Below are 18,881 nucleotides of genomic sequence, written 5' to 3' on the forward strand. Positions count from 1 at the left end.
CAGCAGGGAGTACAAAATGTATAAAATTCTAGCTGGATTTGGATCGATTGTCCGTTCGTTGTGGATGGTGTTTAGCCATGTAACACGTAAACGTGACACGATTTTATATCCAGAAGTACCAGCTGAACAAATTGTGCCTCCACGCTTTCGTGGTCGTATCATCTTGACGCGTGATCCAGATGGTGAAGAGCGTTGTGTGGCATGTAACCTTTGTGCGGTTGCATGTCCTGTTGGCTGTATTTCATTACAAAAAGCGGAAAAAGAAGATGGACGTTGGTATCCAGAATTTTTCCGTATTAACTTTTCACGCTGCATTTTCTGCGGTATGTGTGAAGAAGCTTGTCCTACAACTGCAATTCAGATGACTCCAGATTTTGAACTTGCTGAATATGTACGCCAAGACTTGGTTTATGAAAAAGAAAACTTATTGATTTCTGGCCCAGGCAAATATCCTGACTATAACTTCTACCGTGTCACTGGTATGGCAGTAAATGGTAAGGAAAAAGGTCAAGCACAAAAAGAAAGTGCACCAGTTGATGTACGGAGCTTATTACCATGATGTGGCCATTTTATTTGATGGCACTTGTGGCCATCGTATCGACAATTCGTGTTGTGACAAATACGAATCCCGTACATGCTCTTTTAAGTTTAATCGTTTCTTTACTTGCTGTTGCTGGTATTTTCATGATCGTGGGTGCGCCTTTTGCTGGTGCACTTGAGATTATTGTTTATGCTGGTGCAATCATGGTCTTGTTCGTCTTTGTGGTCATGATGTTGAACCTTGGACAAGATACGATTGAACAAGAACGTAAATGGTTAACCTCTGATGCATGGGCATATCCTGCATTAATGAGTTTCTTATTGGGCTTGGTTTTGGTTTGGATGTTGGGTGGAGAATACACCACGATTTCTGCACCATTAGGTACAGAAATTGTAGGTCCTAAAGCAGTCGGTCAAGCATTATTTACTCACTATCTATTATTGGTAGAAGTTGCCGCAATGTTATTGCTTGCAGCCTTAGTTGCTGCATATCACCTTGGCAAACGTGAACCAAGTGCAGAAGAGGATAAAGAATAATGGGACACATCCCTTTAGAACATGGTTTGATTGTTGCAACCATCCTTTTTGCACTCGGTTTTTACGGTGTAATGGTGCGACGCAACCTATTATTTATGCTAATGAGCCTTGAAGTGATGATGAATGCTGCTGCATTGGCATTTGTTTTGGCAGGTAGTGTTTGGGCTCAACCAGATGGACAAGTGATGTTCATTTTGATCCTAACGCTTGCTGCAGCAGAGGCGTGTATTGGTCTTGCGATCGTCCTTCAGTTTTATCATCGCTTCCATCACTTGGATGTGGATGCTGCTAGTGAGATGCGCGGATGAGTACATTATATTTAACCGTTTTATTCCCGCTCATTGGTTTTATCCTGTTAGCGGCAGGGCGTAATAAACTGTCTGAAAATGTCGCTGCCATTATTGGTGTCGGTTCAGTTGGTTTATCTGCGTTATTTGCTTTAATCGCTGGTCTTGCATTTACCAGCAGTGGCCAAACCGTTTTTGTTCAACACTTATGGACATGGTTCAGTGTTGGCGGTTTTGAGCCAGGTATCAGCTTGCACCTCGATGGTTTGTCATTATTGATGACAGGTATGATCACAGGTGTTGGTTTCCTGATCCACATCTTTGCGTCATGGTATATGCGTGGTGAAGAAGATTACGCACGTTTCTTCTCTTATTTCAACCTGTTCGTTGCCAGCATGTTGTTGTTGGTACTCGGCGATAACTTGGCGTTATTGTTCTTAGGTTGGGAAGGCGTAGGTCTGTGTTCATACCTCTTGATTGGTTTCTACTACTCAAACCCTGCAAATGGTTGGGCAGCAATCAAAGCATTCACCGTAACACGTGTGGGTGACGTTTTCTTACTCATCGCATTGTTCTTGCTCTATCAACAGTTTGGTACGTTGAATACACAGTACATTGTTGAACATGCAGCGACTGTGATGACGCAAAGCTCATCATTGTCGATTTGGACTGCATTGATGTTGTTCTTAGGTGCGGCAGGTAAATCAGCACAAATTCCATTACAAACTTGGTTAGCTGATGCGATGGCTGGTCCTACACCAGTATCTGCATTGATCCACGCTGCAACGATGGTTACAGCGGGTGTGTACTTATGCTGCCGTATGTTCTCTGTGATGGAAATGGCACCAGAAGTAATGCAGTTCATCTCGATTACAGGTGCAGTAACCTTACTTGTAGCTGGTTTTGCTGCATTGGTTCAAACCGATATCAAACGTATCTTGGCTTACTCAACCATGAGTCAGCTCGGTTATATGTTTATGGCTGTGGGTGCTGAGGCGTATCAAGCTGGTTTATTCCACATGCTTGCCCACGCATTCTTCAAAGCGTTATTGTTCCTTTCTTCAGGTGCAGTGATTCTTGCATGTCATCACGAACAAAACATTTTCAAAATGGGTGGATTACGTAAAAAGATTCCATTTGTATTCTGGTGTTTCGTAATCGGCGGTGGTGCGTTAGCTGCACTTCCAATCGTAACAGTTGGCTTCTTCTCTAAAGATGCGATTTTAGGTGCAGTATATGCACAGTCTACGATTGCAAACCTTCCACTTTATAACACGTTGTATTGGGTAGGTGTTACTGGTGCATTCCTGACGTCTATCTATACCTTCCGTTTAATCTGGGTGGTATTCTTTGGCGAAGAAAAAACCCATGCACATGCCATTCATGGCGTGACTTACTGGGCACCGCTTGCAATTCTTGCGACCTTATCAACAGGTATTGGTTATTTCTTACAAGCACCTGTTGCAAAATTATTGACTGCTGCAAGTATTCCAAGCTTTGTTGTTCCTGAAGCTTTAGAAGAAGCTGTTGCACATGCAGAACATTTAGCAAGTGGTGTTGCCCTTGTTGGTTTAGTTGTTGGTATTTTCTTATTTGCCTTTGCGTATGGTGCGGTTAAATCATTTGCTCAAACATCTTTGGGTTCTGGTTTAGCACATATTTGCCGTACCGCATTTGGTTTTGATGCTTTGTATGACATCGTTTTTGTAAAACCATATTTATTGATTGCGAAAATCTTAGGTCGTGATCCAATTGATGGTTTATGGTTAGTGCTACCTGCACTTGTGAAAGGTGGTAATAGCTTTACAAGTTCGCGTCAAACAGGTTCATTGCGTGAATACGCATCAAGCATGTCACTCGGTGTAGTGGTGTTATTGATGATCTTGATCGTGATTCAGGTTGTGGGGAAATAAAATGGAAAACAATTTAATTTTACCCGCACTGATTTTAGTTCCTTTCATTGCTGGTTTTATTTGTTGGTTGGTTGATAAATTTGACCAACATTTGCCACGCTGGATTGCCTTGATTGGTATGCTCATTACCTTTGGTTTGGGTATTGCACTATGGCAAACTGGTACATATAGCTACGAGTTGGGCGGTAAAGTCCCAACTTGGGCTGCTGAATTCCATCTCCCATGGATTCAGACTTTAGGGATCAGCATTCACTTGGCTGTGGATGGTTTATCTCTACTCATGGTTTTACTTACAGCGTTACTTGGTGTGCTTGCTGTTGGTTGTTCATGGGGTGAAATTCAAAAGAATGTTGGTTTCTTCCACTTAAACCTCCTTTGGAGTTTAGGTGGGGTCATCGGTGTATTCCTTGCAATTGACTTATTCTTGTTCTTCTTCTTCTGGGAGATGATGCTTGTACCAATCTATTTCTTGATTGCGTTATGGGGACACTCAGGATCAAATGGTCGTTCACGTGTTTATGCTGCAACTAAATTCTTTTTATATACACAAATTGCTGGTTTGATCATGTTAATCGGTATCTTAGGCTTAGTGGTCTATGGATATATGATGACAGGTATGATTGGTTTTGATTACAGCTACTTATTGGCTGTTGCAAACCACTTACCACCAGAAGTTGCATATGCATTTATGTTGTGTTTCTTTGTTGGTTTTGCAGTTAAATTACCTGTATTCCCATTACACGGTTGGTTACCTGATGCGCATGCACAAGCACCAACAGCGGGTTCTGTGGACTTGGCTGGTATTTTGATTAAGACAGCAGCGTACGGTCTACTTCGTTTCGTCATTCCATTCTTCCCAGCAGCGTCAGCTCAGTTTGCTGATATTGCAATCATTTTGGGTTTAATTGGTATTTTCTACGGTGCATTCTTAGCTTACCAACAAACAGACATGAAACGTCTGCTTGCGTATACGTCTATTTCACACATGGGTTTCATTTTACTTGCAATCTACGCAGGTAATATTCTAACTTTCCAAGGTCTGATGATCATGATGTTGGCACATGGCTTGTCATCTGCTGCATTGTTCATTATGTCTGGTCAAGTGTATGAACGTTTACATACCCGTGATTTACGTTTAATGGGTGGTCTTCGTGGCCAACTGCAATACTTGCCATTTTTCCTGATGTTCTTTGTTGCAGCGCTTGTCGGTGTACCTGGTCTAGGTAACTTTATTGGTGAATTCTTAATTCTTATGGGTTCATTTAAAGCTTATCCAGCCTTCACCATCATTGCTGCAGTAAGTTTAGTATTTGCAGGTCTTTACGGTCTGATTCTGATTCACAAAGCACTTTTTGGTGAACCAAATGCTGAACAAAAGCAACACTACAAGAGTCCACTGAAAGATTTATCAGTACGTGAAGTTAGTATTTTGATGATCTGTGTGATTGGTTTACTTTGGTTAGGACTTTACCCACAGACATTCTTGGATATGTCACATTCAAGTATGCAGTGGTTAGTCAATAGTTATATGCCAGTACAAGAAGTTGTCGAAACTGTTCAGCAGACTGCGACTCAACTTGAACAAGTGGAGATGCGATAAACCATGAACTTCACACTTTCTTTTTCTGAGCTTATGCCACTTGCCCCAGCGATGATTGTGGCATTGACTGCAGTTGTTGTGATGTTATTGATTGCGATTAAACGTAATCATAATCTGATTGCAACAACGACAGTTGTGGGTCTAAACCTTTCTGCAATTCTAATTGCATATACCATGTTTAGTGGGCACTTTGTTCCTGCGAACGTGATGGGCATGTTTATGGTTGATCCATTTACCATGCTCTACCAATTCCTGATTTTGATTGCTGCTTTGGCTTGTAGTACGCTTTCACATGCCTACATTGAAACGTATAAAGATAATCGTGAAGAACTTTATATCTTGTTACTTTGTTCTGTAGCAGGTGCAATGTTATTGGTTGCAAGTTCTCATTATGCTTCTTTCTTCATTAGCTTAGAGTTAATGTCAATTCCTGTGTATGGTATGTTGGCTTACACGCATCAACGTAGCCAATCTTTAGAAGCGGGAATTAAGTATCTTGTACTTTCAGCAACTGCATCTGCGATGTTGTTGATGGGTATGGCATATATCTATGCATATACAGGCTCATTGTCATTCTATGACTCTGTTCAAGCTTTGATGACTGCGATCAAGCAACCAATGGTGCTATTAGGTCTAGGTCTCATTATCTTTGCTGTTGCATTTAAGCTTTCACTTGCACCATTCCATAAATGGACGCCTGATGTGTATGCAGGTGCACCAGCACCTATGGCGACATTCTTAGCAACGGCTGCCAAAGTTGCAACGATTGGTTTATTTGTACGTTACTTATTAAGTTCTGGTGCAATCTTAGTTGAATCAATAGTGACTGTTTTGACAGTCATTGCTGTGTTATCAATTTTGGTCGGTAACTTACTTGCAGTACGTCAAGTTAACTTAAAACGCATCCTTGGTTATTCATCAATTGCACACTTTGGTTACTTGTTGATTGCTTTGATTAGTATGACTTATGCAAGTTTAGGCAGTGTAACGGTTTATGTGATTACTTATGTATTTACAACAATCGGTGCATTTGGTGCAGTTGCGTTAATGTCTAGTCCATATAACAACGTTGATGAAGCACAAAGTCTTGCAGACTACCGTGGTTTGTTCTGGCGTCGTCCGATCTTGACTGCAACATTGACCGTGATGATGTTGTCATTAGCAGGGATTCCATTAACTGCAGGTTTTATTGGTAAATTCCTTGTGGTAATGGCTGCTGTAACAACTCAACATTGGTTCTTGGCTGCAATGGTCGTTGTCGGAAGTGGTATTGGCTTATATTACTACTTACGCGTGATGATCGTAATGTATATGACACCACCAGAAACACCTCGTATTGATGCTGACGCACATTGGGGAACTAAAGTTGGTGGTATCATGGTACTCGGTGCAGCATTGCTTGTATTATTACTCGGTATCTACCCAGATCCAATGATCAATTTAGCATTGAAGTCAGAAATTCTTTCTCCATTGCATTTCATGTTGTCTCAACAACAATAATGATTTGATTTGTACAAAAAAGCCTCCAAAATTTGGGGGCTTTTTTTAATGAAGAGTAAAAAAACACTCTATAATACTCAAAGATTAATATTAGTTAGGTACTCACTCGTGTCGATTCAAGAAATTCGCCATCCGCTTATTCGTCATAAACTTGGTTTATTACGCCGTTCAGACATTAGCACAAAGAACTTCCGTGAATTGGCGCAAGAAGTCACGATGTTACTCACTTATGAAGCAACTAAGGATCTTCCTGTTGTCGATCATGAAATTGATGGTTGGGCAGGTAAAGTTTCGACTCAACGTATTGCAGGTAAGAAGATTACAATTGTACCGATTCTACGTGCTGGAATTGGTATGCTTGAAGGCGTACTGAGCTTGATCCCAAGTGCCAAAGTCAGTGTCTTAGGTTTAGAGCGTGATGAGGCGACTTTAGAGGTTCGTACTTACTATAAAAAATTAGTACCTGATGTTGCTAATCGCTTAGCGATGATTATTGATCCAATGCTGGCGACGGGTAATTCACTTATTGCTGCAATTGATGTGCTTAAAGCAAGTGGTTGTAAAGATATACGTGTTATGGTTTTGGTTGCTGCACCTGAAGGTGTTGCAAAAGTAGAAGCTGCGCACCCTGACGTACGTATCTATACAGCATCAATTGATCAAGGTCTGAATGAGGATGGCTATATCGTTCCAGGTCTTGGTGATGCGGGTGATAAGATATTTGGTAGTGTTCAAAAAGATTAATTTTTTGAAAATATGCTTAAAACAGAGACTTAATCCAACCGTAAGGTTTTCAGGGGAGGATTTAAAGTCTCTTTTTTTATATACTGAAATACGGTACTTGCAAAATTAGGTGAATGTCATGAAAAAAGAATTTTATCAGGGAAAAGTTAAACAATATAATCCAGACAAAGGGTTTGGTTTTATTGCAACTGCTGAAGGCGAGATCTTTTTTCATATTTCAGATTTTCCTGCATCGGAAGGTGAGCCGAAACGAAATGAAAAAGTAAAATTTGTAGCCCTAGAAAATAATGGAAAATTTAAAGCAGTACAAATTGAACGAGTAGATCCGAATCCTGCAAAAACTAAAAAAAATAAAATATTGGCTCATAATGAATCGATTACATCAGAATTGTTATCAAACTTTCGACGTTAATCATCTAGATAAAATATGGAGAGAATTTTTTGATCTCCATATTGATCTATTAAGCTCTGCAAATGAGAAAAGAAAAATATGTTTGTTGAAGGTAAAATTAAAAAATATAATTCAGAAAGAGGATTTGGCTTTATAGCGCTTGAAGGGCGGGCAGATATCTTCTTTCATATTACCGATTTTCCCAAAGCAGGCGGTGAGCCAAAAGTTGGCGAATTACTTAAATTTCTTATTGTGCAAGATAAAGATAAATTTAAAGCAGCAAATATTGTTCGGTTAGATTTAAAGAGCTCTCATTCTTCTAGTCATTTTGCCTCTAATTCTGAGATCTCTTCTAATGCAATTTTACCAAATAATCCTCAATCTAGTTCTAAAAAGAGAATGATCGTTACGGTCATTGGTTTAATGATTATTGCGGTTTTAGCAGTTCTGGTCTTTAAAAAATATCAGTCTTATCAACAGTCACAAAAATTAAAAGCAGCTCAGTTGATCGAAGAGCAAAAGAAAATAGTGATTGCCCAAAGACAGGCATTGGGTGATTTAACTGAAGTACAGTTATCTGAAAAAACGGAGCAAGCTTTAAAAGCAATACCACCAGTACACCATGATCAAAAATGATTAGAACAGCAACCTGCCACCGCGCAAACCCAATTTAGTTGTGATGGACGAACTCACTGTTCTCAAATGCGTTCGTATGAAGAGGCTGTCTTCTTTTTAAGAAATTGTCCAAATGTGAAAATGGATGGAAATAATGATGGTGAACCATGTGAGCACCAATTTAGACATTAAAATAAAAGATCAGGCTTAAACCTGATCTTCACAAAAATGTAAAAAGGCTTTGAGTCCAGGACCTTGGTATTTTTGACGATGCACTAACATGTACAATGGGCGAGTTAATTGCCAATAAGGTGTATTAAGAATAACCAGTTGACCTTTCTCCTCCAGCGGTTCGATCGCGAGTCTTGAAACACAAGACATGCCCAAACCACCAGCAACAATTTTTAAAATTGCTTCGTTATGGCCGAGGGTTAAACGGATATTGGCATCTGGTAGATCTTGTAAAATCGCATTGTCAAAAACTTCACGTGTGCCTGAGCCTTCTTCACGTAAAATCCATTCAACCTCATGGAAATCTGCTGGTGTAATTGGGCGATCTAACTTTGCTAGAGGATGATCAGGCGCACAGCAAACAGCAAGTTCATCATCTCGCCAATGAATACATTGTAATTGAGGCAAATGACAAGAACCTTCGATCAAGGCTAAATCAAGCTGAAATTGATTCACTGCTTCAATCATCTGGCGAGTATTGCCGACTTGTAATTGAAGGTGGGCTTGAGGATGATGCTGTAAAAATTCAGCCATCAGATCAGGCATTAAATAATCACTGATCGTTAAGGTTGCACCTAAACGCAAATCAATGCTTTGCAGTTCACCTTTAGCGGCTTGTTCAAACGATTCGCAGCGACCTAAAATTTCTAAAGCTTGAGGCAATAAAAAACGCCCCAAATCATTCAGTTGTAAACGCTTGCCTAAACGGTCAAATAAAGGCGCACCTAAGCCATCTTCTAAATCAGCTAAAGCCATACTTGCTGCACTTTGTGTCAGTCTGACAGCGTCACTCGCTTTGGTTACAGTTCCTTCTTGTGCAACCGCCACGAAAACAGCCAATTGGCGTAAGGTCATGCGCATGTTAAATAGCCTTAATGTTTTGAGTATCCATCAATTATTCGATCATGCTAACATGAGCCTACTGTTTCGTGCCACGTTCAAATCATGTCAATTGAAAAATTTAGCGTAGAAAAAGTTCTATCTGTTCATCGTTGGGCTCACAATCTTTTTAGTTTCACCATGACTCGACCTGCTCATTTTAAATTTACAGCAGGGCAGTTTGCGCGAATTGGTTTAATGGTTGATGGTGAGTTAGTTGTAAGAGCTTATTCTGTTGTTTCTTCGCCCTTTGATGAAACTTTAGAATTCTTTTCGATTGTTGTTCCCGATGGTGCATTTACGTCAAATTTGCAACACCTTAAAGTCGGTGATGAACTTTATTTAGATAAAATATCTTATGGTTATTTGACTTTGGCAAGGTATCAACAACCTTTACCACAAGATCTTTGGCTATTGGGGACTGGTACTGGACTTGCACCATTTCTATGCATGTTACAAGACTTTGAAACTTGGAATAAATATAAACATATTCATCTAGTTTATAGCGTTCGTACAGAGTCCGAGTTGGCTTATGTGGAACGTATTGAAGAAATCGCTGCATCATTTGGTGAAGGGCATTCTGGATTTAAATTCATTCCAATTGTTACCCGTGATCCCCAAGCCGCATTACATGATCGACTCCCAATTTTAATTGGTAATGGTGAATTAGAAAAAGCAGCAGGATTAGCTTTGAACCCTGCAAGTAGTCATGTGATGTTGTGTGGTAATCCTCAGATGGTTGAAGATACAAAAGAGGCTCTAAAACAACGAGGTTTAACGATGAATCGTCGTGGTGAAGGTAATATTGCAGTAGAGAATTATTGGTAGTTGTATGGTATGGATATGTCTTAATGTACAAACATATCCATAAATTCACGGATTTCTTGAATTGCAGTATCGACATCAGTGGTCAGCCATGTCGGTTCAAAAATACCAATATAATGTTCTAAACGGTCTTGAGGAACAACAAGGCGAACAGGGCAATCTTCTTCGAGTAAGCGCCAAGGTAAAATAGGCACTTCATTGTCTAAAAAAGGTTGTACATTTCGAATATCGATAATCATTGCATTTACACAATCAGGTAAAGGCATGACGGAGAATTCTTCAGTACGACGACGGAAGTATTCTAAATCTCCCCACTTTAAGATATAGCTTGGCTTATTAAACTCAATAATTCCTATTAAATGTTCATCACGTGTGTGATGTAAAAAACATTGATGAGTAACATCCGTGTCTAAATCAAGAGAAACACTTTGTTGACTATAGGACATAAAGCAAAACATATGAGAAACGAAGCCGACTAGTATAGCTTATTTTTAGCGTATTCTAAAACCGACTATATTTTAAACAAAAAAATAAATAAAAAAAGTAGAGTTCTGCAAACACCGCAACGATAGTCCGAAGCTTTTTCACACAATGCAACATTGAGTATTGCTAAGATAAAAGCCTAACAAATAAAAGGATGAGGGCTGCTATGATGCATGATTTTAGTAAGCCACAACCTCATGTGGCAAGTAAGGAAGAAATTGCACGTAAAAGGAAATTACCAGTCTATATGTTATTAATAGTTGGAATTTTTCTGATAGCGTTGCTTGTATTTATGATCGCCGATCATTCAGCAAATCCAACTGCTCAAGTGATGATGTCAAATCTGCAGTCTGTACTTCTGAATGCTTAAATGGCTTTGACCAAAACAATTTATCTAAAAGCTCATTAGTGTGAACTAATGGGCTTTTTTGCAAAATTATGAGTGCTTTTTGTTGTATTAGTGATGCTGTTGATTGATTGAAAAATCGACAAAAACTAAGGTGATAAACATTCATAGTTTGTGTGTTTCAACATAGAACAGTGATGGGTGATTTATATCAAGATTTAAAAATACAATATAAGGATAACTCGCATGAATGAATTTTTTAATGATCCCTCTCATCGAGGGGGATTTGATGCCATGTATTACTGGGATCAATTTCATCCAATTTTTGCAGCAATTGTGATCTTACTGGTGGGTTGGATTATTGCCTTAGTCATTGCCGCAGGTGTAAAGCGGCTATTGCAAAAGCTTGATACCAATCATAAGTTATCTTCGGCAACTGGTCGTACACCCAATATTGAAAACTTGGTTTCCAAATTGGTGTTTTGGTTTGTCATGATTCTCGCTGTGGTTGGCTCACTCAATGTTTTAAATATTAGTGGTGTAAGTGACCCGTTTAGCAATATGGTAGGACGAGTACTTGCTTATATACCAAACTTATTTGCAGCCGTTGCAGTAGGATTTATTGGTTGGATTGTGGCGCGTTTGGTACGTGCTGGATTGACCAACGTATTATCTAGAACAGAATTAGATGAGAAGCTAAGCAGTGAAGTTGGTGTTAACGCTTTAAGTAGTAATATCGCAGAAATTTTTTACTGGTTGGTTTTATTACTATTTCTACCAATTGTGCTGTCTATTTTAGGTTTAACAGGACTGCTGATTCCCGTACAAAACATGGTAAACGAAGCGATTGCTTATCTGCCTAATTTGTTTATTGCGGGTGTGATCATTTTTGTAGGTTATATTCTCGCCAAAATTGTGCGTGGTATTGTTGAGGGATTAAGTAATAGCTTGGGACTACAAACTCAAGCTGAAAAAGTAGGATTATTTAAAAACTCAAATGTATCGAAATTTTTAGGCTCATTTGTGTTTGCAATTATTGTCATTACAGCGTTGATCGTGGCATTTGAAGCTTTAGGAATCCAAGCGATTTCTCAACCCGCAACAGCGATGTTGAATGAAATAATGTATGCAATTCCACAAATTATTGCAGCAGGTTTAATTCTAATCGTTGCCTATATTGTTTCTCGTTTTGTTGGACGTTTAGTCGCTGAACTGATTTCAGGGGCAGGAATTGATGAAATTCCAATGAAGCTTGATTTGCAACGATTCCTTGGGCAAACACGTGTTTCTGATGTGATCGGTTATTTGATTGTATTTTTTACCATGTTGTTTGCAATCTCTGAAGCTGCGAACCGTCTTGGCTTAGAGCAAGTAAGTGTTCTGATTGCGATGTTTATTCAGTTTGGTGCAAGTATTTTACTTGGTGCTGTAATTTTAGTTATTGGATTTTGGCTCGCGAATGTTGTGGCTAAAGTGGTGCAACGCGGTGAATACAATAGTTCACGTTGGTTAGCAAACCTAGTTCGTATTTTAATTATGGGCTTAGTGATTGCGATGGGTCTAAAAGCCATGGGTATTGCGGATTCAATTGTGAATTTGGCTTTTGGTTTGACGCTTGGTTCAGTTGCAGTTGCTTTTGCCTTGGCATTTGGTTTAGGCGGTCGTCAACCTGCAGAACGCTTATTGACAGATTTATTAGATAAGGCAAAAAATGAAGCTAAGCAACCAAATCCGTTACATAAAGAAATCACACCAAGTCATTCTGTACCACCAATAACACCACCGACTCCACCTTATTCAGATGAATAGAAAAAAAAATCTTTGATTTTTTGAACCAATTCAACCACTCTAAGCAGGGTGGTCGTTTTGTTTGTATAAGCATTATTGAGTTTTTATCTATATCGTGATTAGGGCATATTTTAGAAAAACGAGACCTAAAACTGAGTTTTAGGGTACATATAACTGTAGTTTAATAGGATTAATCAAAAATTTGACCTGAAAAGCAATTCATTTATAGATAAAGTATCAATAGTCTCTAAATAAAAATTCTATAGAGGAGAGTGAAATGAAGAGGCCAAATCGCGTATTTGCACCGATTATTATTGCAGGTATTACTGTAGGTTTTTTGGCGAGTGCGTACAAATTTGTTGTTGCGAAATCAAATACAGCTAAAGAAAAACCAACTGAAAATACTCAAAAAGTATCTTCTACAGAAGCCGCTAACTCTTCAGATCATCATGCTTAGTATTATTTAGCAATCGGCTTAATTTGTTAAGTAAACTAAACAAATTGAGCCGCTGCTTGAGCCGATGACCATGCCCATTGGAAGTTATATCCTCCCAAATGACCTGTTACATCGAGTACTTCACCGATAAAATACAAGCCTTTCTGCTTTTTACTTTCCATGGTTTTTGAAGAAACTTCGCTGGTGTCTACACCACCTAATGTGACTTCAGCAGTACGATATCCTTCAGTTCCAGATGGCTTAACAGAAAAGGCGTGCAATTGATCAGCAATTTGCTCTAGTTGTAAATCGCTAAAATTGCCAATCGCAGTTTCACTTTGTTCCGCCCAAATTAGTTGTTGTAACTCAAGCACGATACTTTTCGCCGTGAATTCACTGAGCAAAGTTCTGAGCAGAACTTTGGGTTGCGACTTTTTCTTTTCCTTGAAGAATTGAACTAAATCTTGGCTCGGGAAAAAATCAATTTTAAAGCTTTCACCCACATGCCAATAATTTGAGAGCTGTAATGAACTTGGTCCACTTAGACCTCGATGAGTAAACAACAAAGCTTCAGTAAATTGATGTCGATCATTCACCAGTGTTGCATCTAAAGCATTACCACTTAAGCGCGTTGTGACTTCTTTAAAATGGTCTGAAAAGGTGAAGGGGACTAGACCTGCACGGGTAGGAAAAATATGGTGTCCAAACTGCTGTGCTAGTTCATATCCAAAACCAGAGCCTCCTAGTGTTGGAATAGATAAGCCACCCGTCGCCACAACGAGAGATTCACAGTGATAAGTGCCTTGATTGGTTTCAATGATAAAACTTGAATCTATTTGTGCTGTTACGCTTTGTACTTCGCAATGGGTCTGAATCTGAACGCGTTTCGCTTTATTGCACTCTGCAAGTAAAAGTTCGAGGATTTCTTTTGCGCCTTTGATTGTAAAGAGCTGACCGTGTTTACGTTCTTCATATTCAATACCATATTCGCAGACCAAACCAATAAAATCCCAGTTGGTGTAACGAGTGAGCGCTGAAATAACAAAGTGTGGATTTTCAGAAATATAATTTGATGGTTCAACATCTAAGTTAGTGAAATTACACTTACCACCACCAGACATTAGAATCTTTTTACCTACTTTATTGGCTTTTTCTAATACGACAACGGAACGTCCACGTTTACCAGCCTCTGCAGCCAACATCAAGCCTGATGCACCTGCACCTAAAACAACAACATCAACTTGATGAACCATGAGGATTACTCGGTAGACGAAAAGCGAGCGATTATAAAAGATTTAAGCGAAGTTTAGTACGCACAATTTACGAAGTTATACGGATTTATGAAGCAAATTCATTACTAAAATTTACACATTATTAGATACAAAATAGATCCAGTTTTTTAGCAAATCATGATTGGCTTAACAAAAAACATACAAAGTCTGATGTAGAATACAAATGAGAGCAAAGTCTCTTTTTAAGTTTAAACTTTGATGTTTTTCAGAAAATTAAATTGTTTTTAGTTCTGTTTTTGCGACGGTGTCATTGATTTTATTATGGGGTATACCTCGGTATTCTCTATTATTTTTTTTAAATAGCACGTTTCTTGCAAATCCAAACTACACATTTAATGTCGGGGTGCGTTATGGTGGGTATGAAGGTTTTGCAAATATTTGATTTGTTGAAATTACAGTGTACTTATTCTACAAAAATCACGATCGCCATTTTATTGTGCATATTCAATATTTCGATTGCAAATGCTGCTTATCAGCGTGGTTATTTAAATTTAGGTTTTGAAACTCCAGTCATTTCAACTGGAACCAATGTTTGTCGTGTTTATATAAGTAGTACACGTGTACCTGGTTGGTTAACCACACACCCATATGGAAATGAGGGCTTTAGTGGCACATGCTCAATCTCAACCAATGGTTCAGGGCAACTCATGGAAATGTGGGCTGGCTCAAGAAATATTGATGGTACCAATACAACCCCCACCAACACGATCAAAGCACGGGAAGGCAATCAATTTGTCGAATTAAACGCAGATGCTGTTTCTACTGTTTCTCAGAATATCTGTTTAGTGAATGGTGAGTCTGTATCTTGGAAATTTAGCCATAATGGGCGTAATACTGCTGACGATACGATGTTGTTGCGTGCTGGAACTCAAACGATCACAACGGTCTCGACAAGTAAAACTGGGGATGGGCAGGTCACAAGTTGTGTGTCGGGTACATGTTCTGTCTCTAGCGGTTCTGGATCAGGTGTAGGGGCGACAACGGGTTCTACAATTAAACGTTGGGCAGACTACAGTGGAACATTTACCTATACAGGCGCAACAGGACAAGTGCCGATGGGATTCCAGTCGACTTCGGGAACAAGCACCAGCGGAAATTTTTTAGATGCGATACAAATTATTGTAAAACCGATTATTGAATTTAGTTCAGCCAATTATGTTGTACCTGAAAATGGCGGCACTGTGCAGCCACTTAAGGTTATTGTGGTCGGTGATGTACCGAGTGGTGGTATTTCATTGGTCTTTAATGTAAATGATGGCACAGCTCAATTAGGTGTCGATTATAAAATTAATGGTGGAGTTGCAAACACTTTTACCAAGACAATACCGCAAGGCAATTACGGTGCGGGCACTCCTTATGTTCTTGAGGTTCCAGTCGAAATTATTAATGATTTAGTGAATGAGGTTGACGATACATTTAATGTAACCATCAATCAAAGTAACGATTTTCATATTATGTCATCAAATGATTGCGGAGCATCTGGTAACGGTGTTGCAAACTATGTAATTAAAGATGATGATCTGCCGACAGATATGGATTTGAAAGTAGAGAAGAAACAAAGAATAGGTACTTCTGGAAGCTTTGTAGCTGATTCATTGACGATGAATTTAGGAGATACCATTCAGTATCAATTGGTCATTAGTAATAAGGGGGAAAATGCAGTCAGTGATACGAGTCGAGCAAACTTCACTGATGCAATACCAAGTAATTTCAATACACTCTCTTTGTTGAGTGCTACCAAATCAAATGGTGCAATCACATGTAATGCAAGTTTTACAGGCAATACGCTAACTGGTCAATTTAGTGGGCCTAAAGGTGCAACTTGTACGCTGGTTGTTCAAGCCAAAGCGAATTCAGCAGGGATTGTAACCAATACTGCAACAGTCAATGTACCCGCTGCCAACACTGAAATTTTCCCTTCTGATAATAGTAGTAGTGTGCAAGTTGCTATTGCAAAAGCTTTAATCACCCTCACAAAATCAACAATAGGTGGATTAGGTACTTTCGGTTTTACCTTGACTGGTACAAGCCAAACTTCGGGTTCGATTACAACATTGACTCAGGGTGAGGAATATCAGGTTGATGGTGATACGACGCTGGCAGGTGTGCAACCTTTTGTCGTCACAGGAACTGGTAGCATAACGATTAATGAAAGTAGTCTACCTACTGGCGGGGGATGGAGTTTAACAGGTGCCAGTTGTCGTAACACAGCGGGCAACTCTGTCGGTAGCCAATCAGGATCGGTTTATACTCTAACAGCAGCCGATATTAGCAATAATCCAAATTTAAACTGTAACTTTGTGAATACCAAAATTCCAACGGTAAAGATTCAGAAAATTTCTCAGGGAGGAACGGGAACATTCGGTTTTGCTAATACTAATTTATCCAGTAATTCCAGTAATGTTGCGACAAGTTTACAAGGATCACCCAATATTGGAACGGGGACTTCGCCTGTTTTAACGGTAGTGAGTAATGCAACAGATGTTGTTATTAGAGAGTCATCGATTGCGACGGGGTACGCACTAAAATCTGCGAGTTGTATTGATTCAAATAGTTTGATTACAGGCAACATTGGTACATTTGGTAATTTCAGTACCGATAGAATCACGATTCCGTACACCTATTTAATTACTGGTGGTGCTGACATTACGTGTACTTTTATTAATAGTAAGCCTAGTTTAATTATTAAGAAAATTAGCCGTGGTGGGTTGGGTAAGTTTGATTTTACTGGCAATAATGGTATCGCAAATCATTCAATTACGACTACAGTTCAAGATACTGAAACTGTGGGGGAAACACAGTATTTTACTACCCCAAATCCATCAACAGATGCTGTGATTAATGAAACAAATATTCCAACAGGTTTCCGTCTAACCAATGCAGTTTGCACAGGATTGCCAGCCAGTTCAGTTACTACGAATTATACCAATGCAACAGTTACATTAAATAAAAGTGGTATCGTTTCTGGCGCTGAAATTGTATGTACCTTAACCAATACGCTCACGACTTTAACACTGATAAAAAAATGGGATAACGCAGTCGCTGGTGATAGTGTAATCGTGAATAGTATTGGCTTGGATACCAATGTAACCACCGCAGTTTCGGTTGCTGATCAGACAGGGGCAAATAGCACCACTGGAACGCCTGTTGTGCTTATGCCGAATGTGATTGGTAAAACTGCAACGATTCTTGAGTCATTTAGTAAAGGTGAAGCTGCAGATTATAATAGTAGTTTACTTTGCACAGGCAACAACATCGCTCTGAATGGCTTTAAGCTAACGATTCACAGTGATGATGCTGCAATTATTTGTACTTTAACCAATAGTCGAAAAAAACTGGTCCTGATTACAGGGCGTATTTTTAACGATAATGGCGGAACGACCAATAATATCTTGAGTAATGCTTATAATGCCGTACAAGATGCAAATGAAATCGGCATTGCAGGGAGTCGTCTCAAACTTGCTAATTGTGCTGGTCTTGAGCTTAATTTTGTGACGATCAGTAATAGTAATGGAGAATATAGTTTTAAAGTTGAGGACAGCGTTCTAACCAATCCATTTTGTATCGTACAAACAAATTTGTCCGAATATAGTTCTGTCAGCGGAGCGAGTCCAACCGGAAGTTATAACCGAAGTACGGATACGATTTCACTCCCTAAAACAACCGCAACCAATTATCTAAATAATAATTTTGGTGATGCAAATCTGAATATCGTACTGACTGAAGATGGGCAACACACCATAGCTTCTGGAGACGTCACAGATTATCCGCATCGTCTTAATTCACAAGCTCCAGTACAAATCACACAGTTCAATCAGTTGTCTACCCAACAACCCAACAGTGGTAATGACCAAGTTTGGCAAGCTTTGGTTTATAAAGATACGAACTGTAATGGGAGTGTGGATAGTGGTGAAACCATATTTAATCCAACCGTAGCGAATCCATATACATTACAACCCAATGCAGATATTTGTTTGGTTCAACGTGTTCATTCACCTACAAATGTCATGGCAGGTGCACAGCATGTTTCGACCTTAGAGGCAAGTTATAGTGTGATCTTGGCAAATCCAACACAGACAATTACGGGTCAATCAATTAAACGACAAGATGTCACATTGATTGGTAAAGCGGGTCTTAGCTTAACTAAAAAGGTACGCGCAGTTGCCAGTTGTCCTTCAACGCCTGCTGATCAAAATCAATTTTCTGTAATGAATCAAGCAAATAAGGTCGACCATTTAGAGTATGAAATCACCTATAAAAATAATAGTACGAAGCTGCTGAATAATGTGAAAATTAAGGATAGTCTACCTATAGCCACCAGTTTCGGTAGTATGAGTTGCAATTCAACACCGAATGGTAATAGTTGTAATATCAATCATGTCGGAGATGCATTGGAGTGGAATTTAACTGGCGTATTAAATCCCGCAGCGACAGGAACAGTGAGGTTTTGTGTAAATCAATAATATAAATCTAG

General features: G+C 39.2%; 17 protein-coding genes and 1 pseudogene. 15 read left to right on the forward strand and 3 right to left on the reverse strand.

What is annotated here, in order from left to right; all coding sequences use genetic code 11:
* Positions 1-16: 16 nt before the first annotated feature.
* The 10 genes and pseudogenes from nuoI to AAV96_RS18585 form a co-directional block, all read left to right on the forward strand.
* Positions 17-559 (forward strand): NADH-quinone oxidoreductase subunit NuoI, encoded by a 543-nt coding sequence (gene nuoI / locus AAV96_RS16185; RefSeq protein ID WP_004663751.1) that lies wholly within the window; start codon positions 17-19, stop codon positions 557-559.
* Positions 559-1,077, forward strand: a complete 519-nt coding sequence (gene nuoJ / locus AAV96_RS16190) for an NADH-quinone oxidoreductase subunit J (RefSeq protein ID WP_171062459.1) — start codon at positions 559-561, stop codon at positions 1,075-1,077. The genes nuoI and nuoJ overlap by 1 nt, the downstream gene beginning before the upstream one ends.
* Positions 1,077-1,385 (forward strand): NADH-quinone oxidoreductase subunit NuoK, encoded by a 309-nt coding sequence (gene nuoK / locus AAV96_RS16195; RefSeq protein WP_004638057.1) that lies wholly within the window; start codon positions 1,077-1,079, stop codon positions 1,383-1,385. The genes nuoJ and nuoK overlap by 1 nt, the downstream gene beginning before the upstream one ends.
* Positions 1,382-3,277, forward strand: a complete 1,896-nt coding sequence (nuoL, locus tag AAV96_RS16200; protein WP_046740051.1) for an NADH-quinone oxidoreductase subunit L — start codon at positions 1,382-1,384, stop codon at positions 3,275-3,277. The genes nuoK and nuoL overlap by 4 nt, the downstream gene beginning before the upstream one ends.
* Position 3,278: 1 nt before the next feature.
* The gene (nuoM, locus tag AAV96_RS16205; RefSeq protein WP_046740052.1) at positions 3,279-4,877 is read left to right on the forward strand and encodes an NADH-quinone oxidoreductase subunit M; all 1,599 of its coding nucleotides are present in this window, start codon (positions 3,279-3,281) and stop codon (positions 4,875-4,877) included.
* A gap of 3 nt (positions 4,878-4,880) precedes the next feature.
* Positions 4,881-6,377, forward strand: coding sequence for an NADH-quinone oxidoreductase subunit NuoN (gene nuoN, locus AAV96_RS16210; protein ID WP_046740053.1), 1,497 nt, complete (start codon positions 4,881-4,883; stop codon positions 6,375-6,377).
* Positions 6,378-6,485: 108 nt separating this feature from the next.
* Positions 6,486-7,121 carry a uracil phosphoribosyltransferase gene (upp, locus tag AAV96_RS16215; protein WP_004663741.1) on the forward strand — a complete coding sequence of 212 codons (636 nt, stop codon included), beginning with the start codon at positions 6,486-6,488 and terminating at the stop codon, positions 7,119-7,121.
* Positions 7,122-7,239: 118 nt separating this feature from the next.
* Positions 7,240-7,533, forward strand: coding sequence for a cold shock domain-containing protein (locus tag AAV96_RS16220; protein ID WP_004663739.1), 294 nt, complete (start codon positions 7,240-7,242; stop codon positions 7,531-7,533).
* Positions 7,534-7,611: 78 nt separating this feature from the next.
* The gene (locus tag AAV96_RS16225; RefSeq protein ID WP_413772450.1) at positions 7,612-8,148 is read left to right on the forward strand and encodes a cold-shock protein; all 537 of its coding nucleotides are present in this window, start codon (positions 7,612-7,614) and stop codon (positions 8,146-8,148) included.
* A gap of 60 nt (positions 8,149-8,208) precedes the next feature.
* A pseudogene (locus tag AAV96_RS18585) lies at positions 8,209-8,319 on the forward strand (excalibur calcium-binding domain-containing protein); the annotation flags it as partial.
* A gap of 15 nt (positions 8,320-8,334) precedes the next feature.
* Here the strand turns inward: AAV96_RS18585 and gigC are convergent.
* On the reverse strand, positions 8,335-9,219 hold the full coding sequence (gene gigC / locus AAV96_RS16230) for a LysR family transcriptional regulator GigC (RefSeq protein WP_004663735.1): 885 nt from the start codon (positions 9,217-9,219) through the stop codon (positions 8,335-8,337).
* An 84-nt stretch (positions 9,220-9,303) separates the two neighbouring features.
* Between gigC and AAV96_RS16235 the strand changes: the two genes are divergently transcribed.
* The gene (locus AAV96_RS16235; RefSeq protein WP_046740054.1) at positions 9,304-10,065 is read left to right on the forward strand and encodes a ferredoxin--NADP reductase; all 762 of its coding nucleotides are present in this window, start codon (positions 9,304-9,306) and stop codon (positions 10,063-10,065) included.
* A gap of 20 nt (positions 10,066-10,085) precedes the next feature.
* Here AAV96_RS16235 and AAV96_RS16240 read toward each other — a convergent pair whose 3' ends face one another.
* Positions 10,086-10,508 carry a hypothetical protein gene (locus AAV96_RS16240; RefSeq protein ID WP_005218098.1) on the reverse strand — a complete coding sequence of 141 codons (423 nt, stop codon included), beginning with the start codon at positions 10,506-10,508 and terminating at the stop codon, positions 10,086-10,088.
* 206 nt (positions 10,509-10,714) lie between these two features.
* On the opposite strand from AAV96_RS16240, the gene AAV96_RS16245 reads away from it, so the two are divergent.
* The 3 genes from AAV96_RS16245 (at position 10,715) to AAV96_RS16255 (ending at position 13,136) form a co-directional block, all read left to right on the forward strand.
* Positions 10,715-10,915 (forward strand): hypothetical protein, encoded by a 201-nt coding sequence (locus AAV96_RS16245; RefSeq protein ID WP_034601857.1) that lies wholly within the window; start codon positions 10,715-10,717, stop codon positions 10,913-10,915.
* A gap of 222 nt (positions 10,916-11,137) precedes the next feature.
* Positions 11,138-12,700, forward strand: coding sequence for a mechanosensitive ion channel (locus AAV96_RS16250; RefSeq protein ID WP_046740055.1), 1,563 nt, complete (start codon positions 11,138-11,140; stop codon positions 12,698-12,700).
* Between the two features lie 256 nt (positions 12,701-12,956).
* Positions 12,957-13,136 (forward strand): hypothetical protein, encoded by a 180-nt coding sequence (locus AAV96_RS16255; protein WP_046740056.1) that lies wholly within the window; start codon positions 12,957-12,959, stop codon positions 13,134-13,136.
* A gap of 35 nt (positions 13,137-13,171) precedes the next feature.
* On the opposite strand, the gene AAV96_RS16260 is transcribed toward AAV96_RS16255, so the two are convergent.
* On the reverse strand, positions 13,172-14,368 hold the full coding sequence (locus tag AAV96_RS16260; protein WP_046740057.1) for an NAD(P)/FAD-dependent oxidoreductase: 1,197 nt from the start codon (positions 14,366-14,368) through the stop codon (positions 13,172-13,174).
* Between the two features lie 389 nt (positions 14,369-14,757).
* Between AAV96_RS16260 and AAV96_RS16265 the strand changes: the two genes are divergently transcribed.
* Positions 14,758-18,870, forward strand: coding sequence for a DUF11 domain-containing protein (locus AAV96_RS16265; RefSeq protein ID WP_046740058.1), 4,113 nt, complete (start codon positions 14,758-14,760; stop codon positions 18,868-18,870).
* Positions 18,871-18,881 lie beyond the last annotated feature (11 nt).

This window comes from Acinetobacter sp. AG1 (assembly GCF_001005525.1).
GTDB lineage: Bacteria > Pseudomonadota > Gammaproteobacteria > Pseudomonadales > Moraxellaceae > Acinetobacter > Acinetobacter modestus.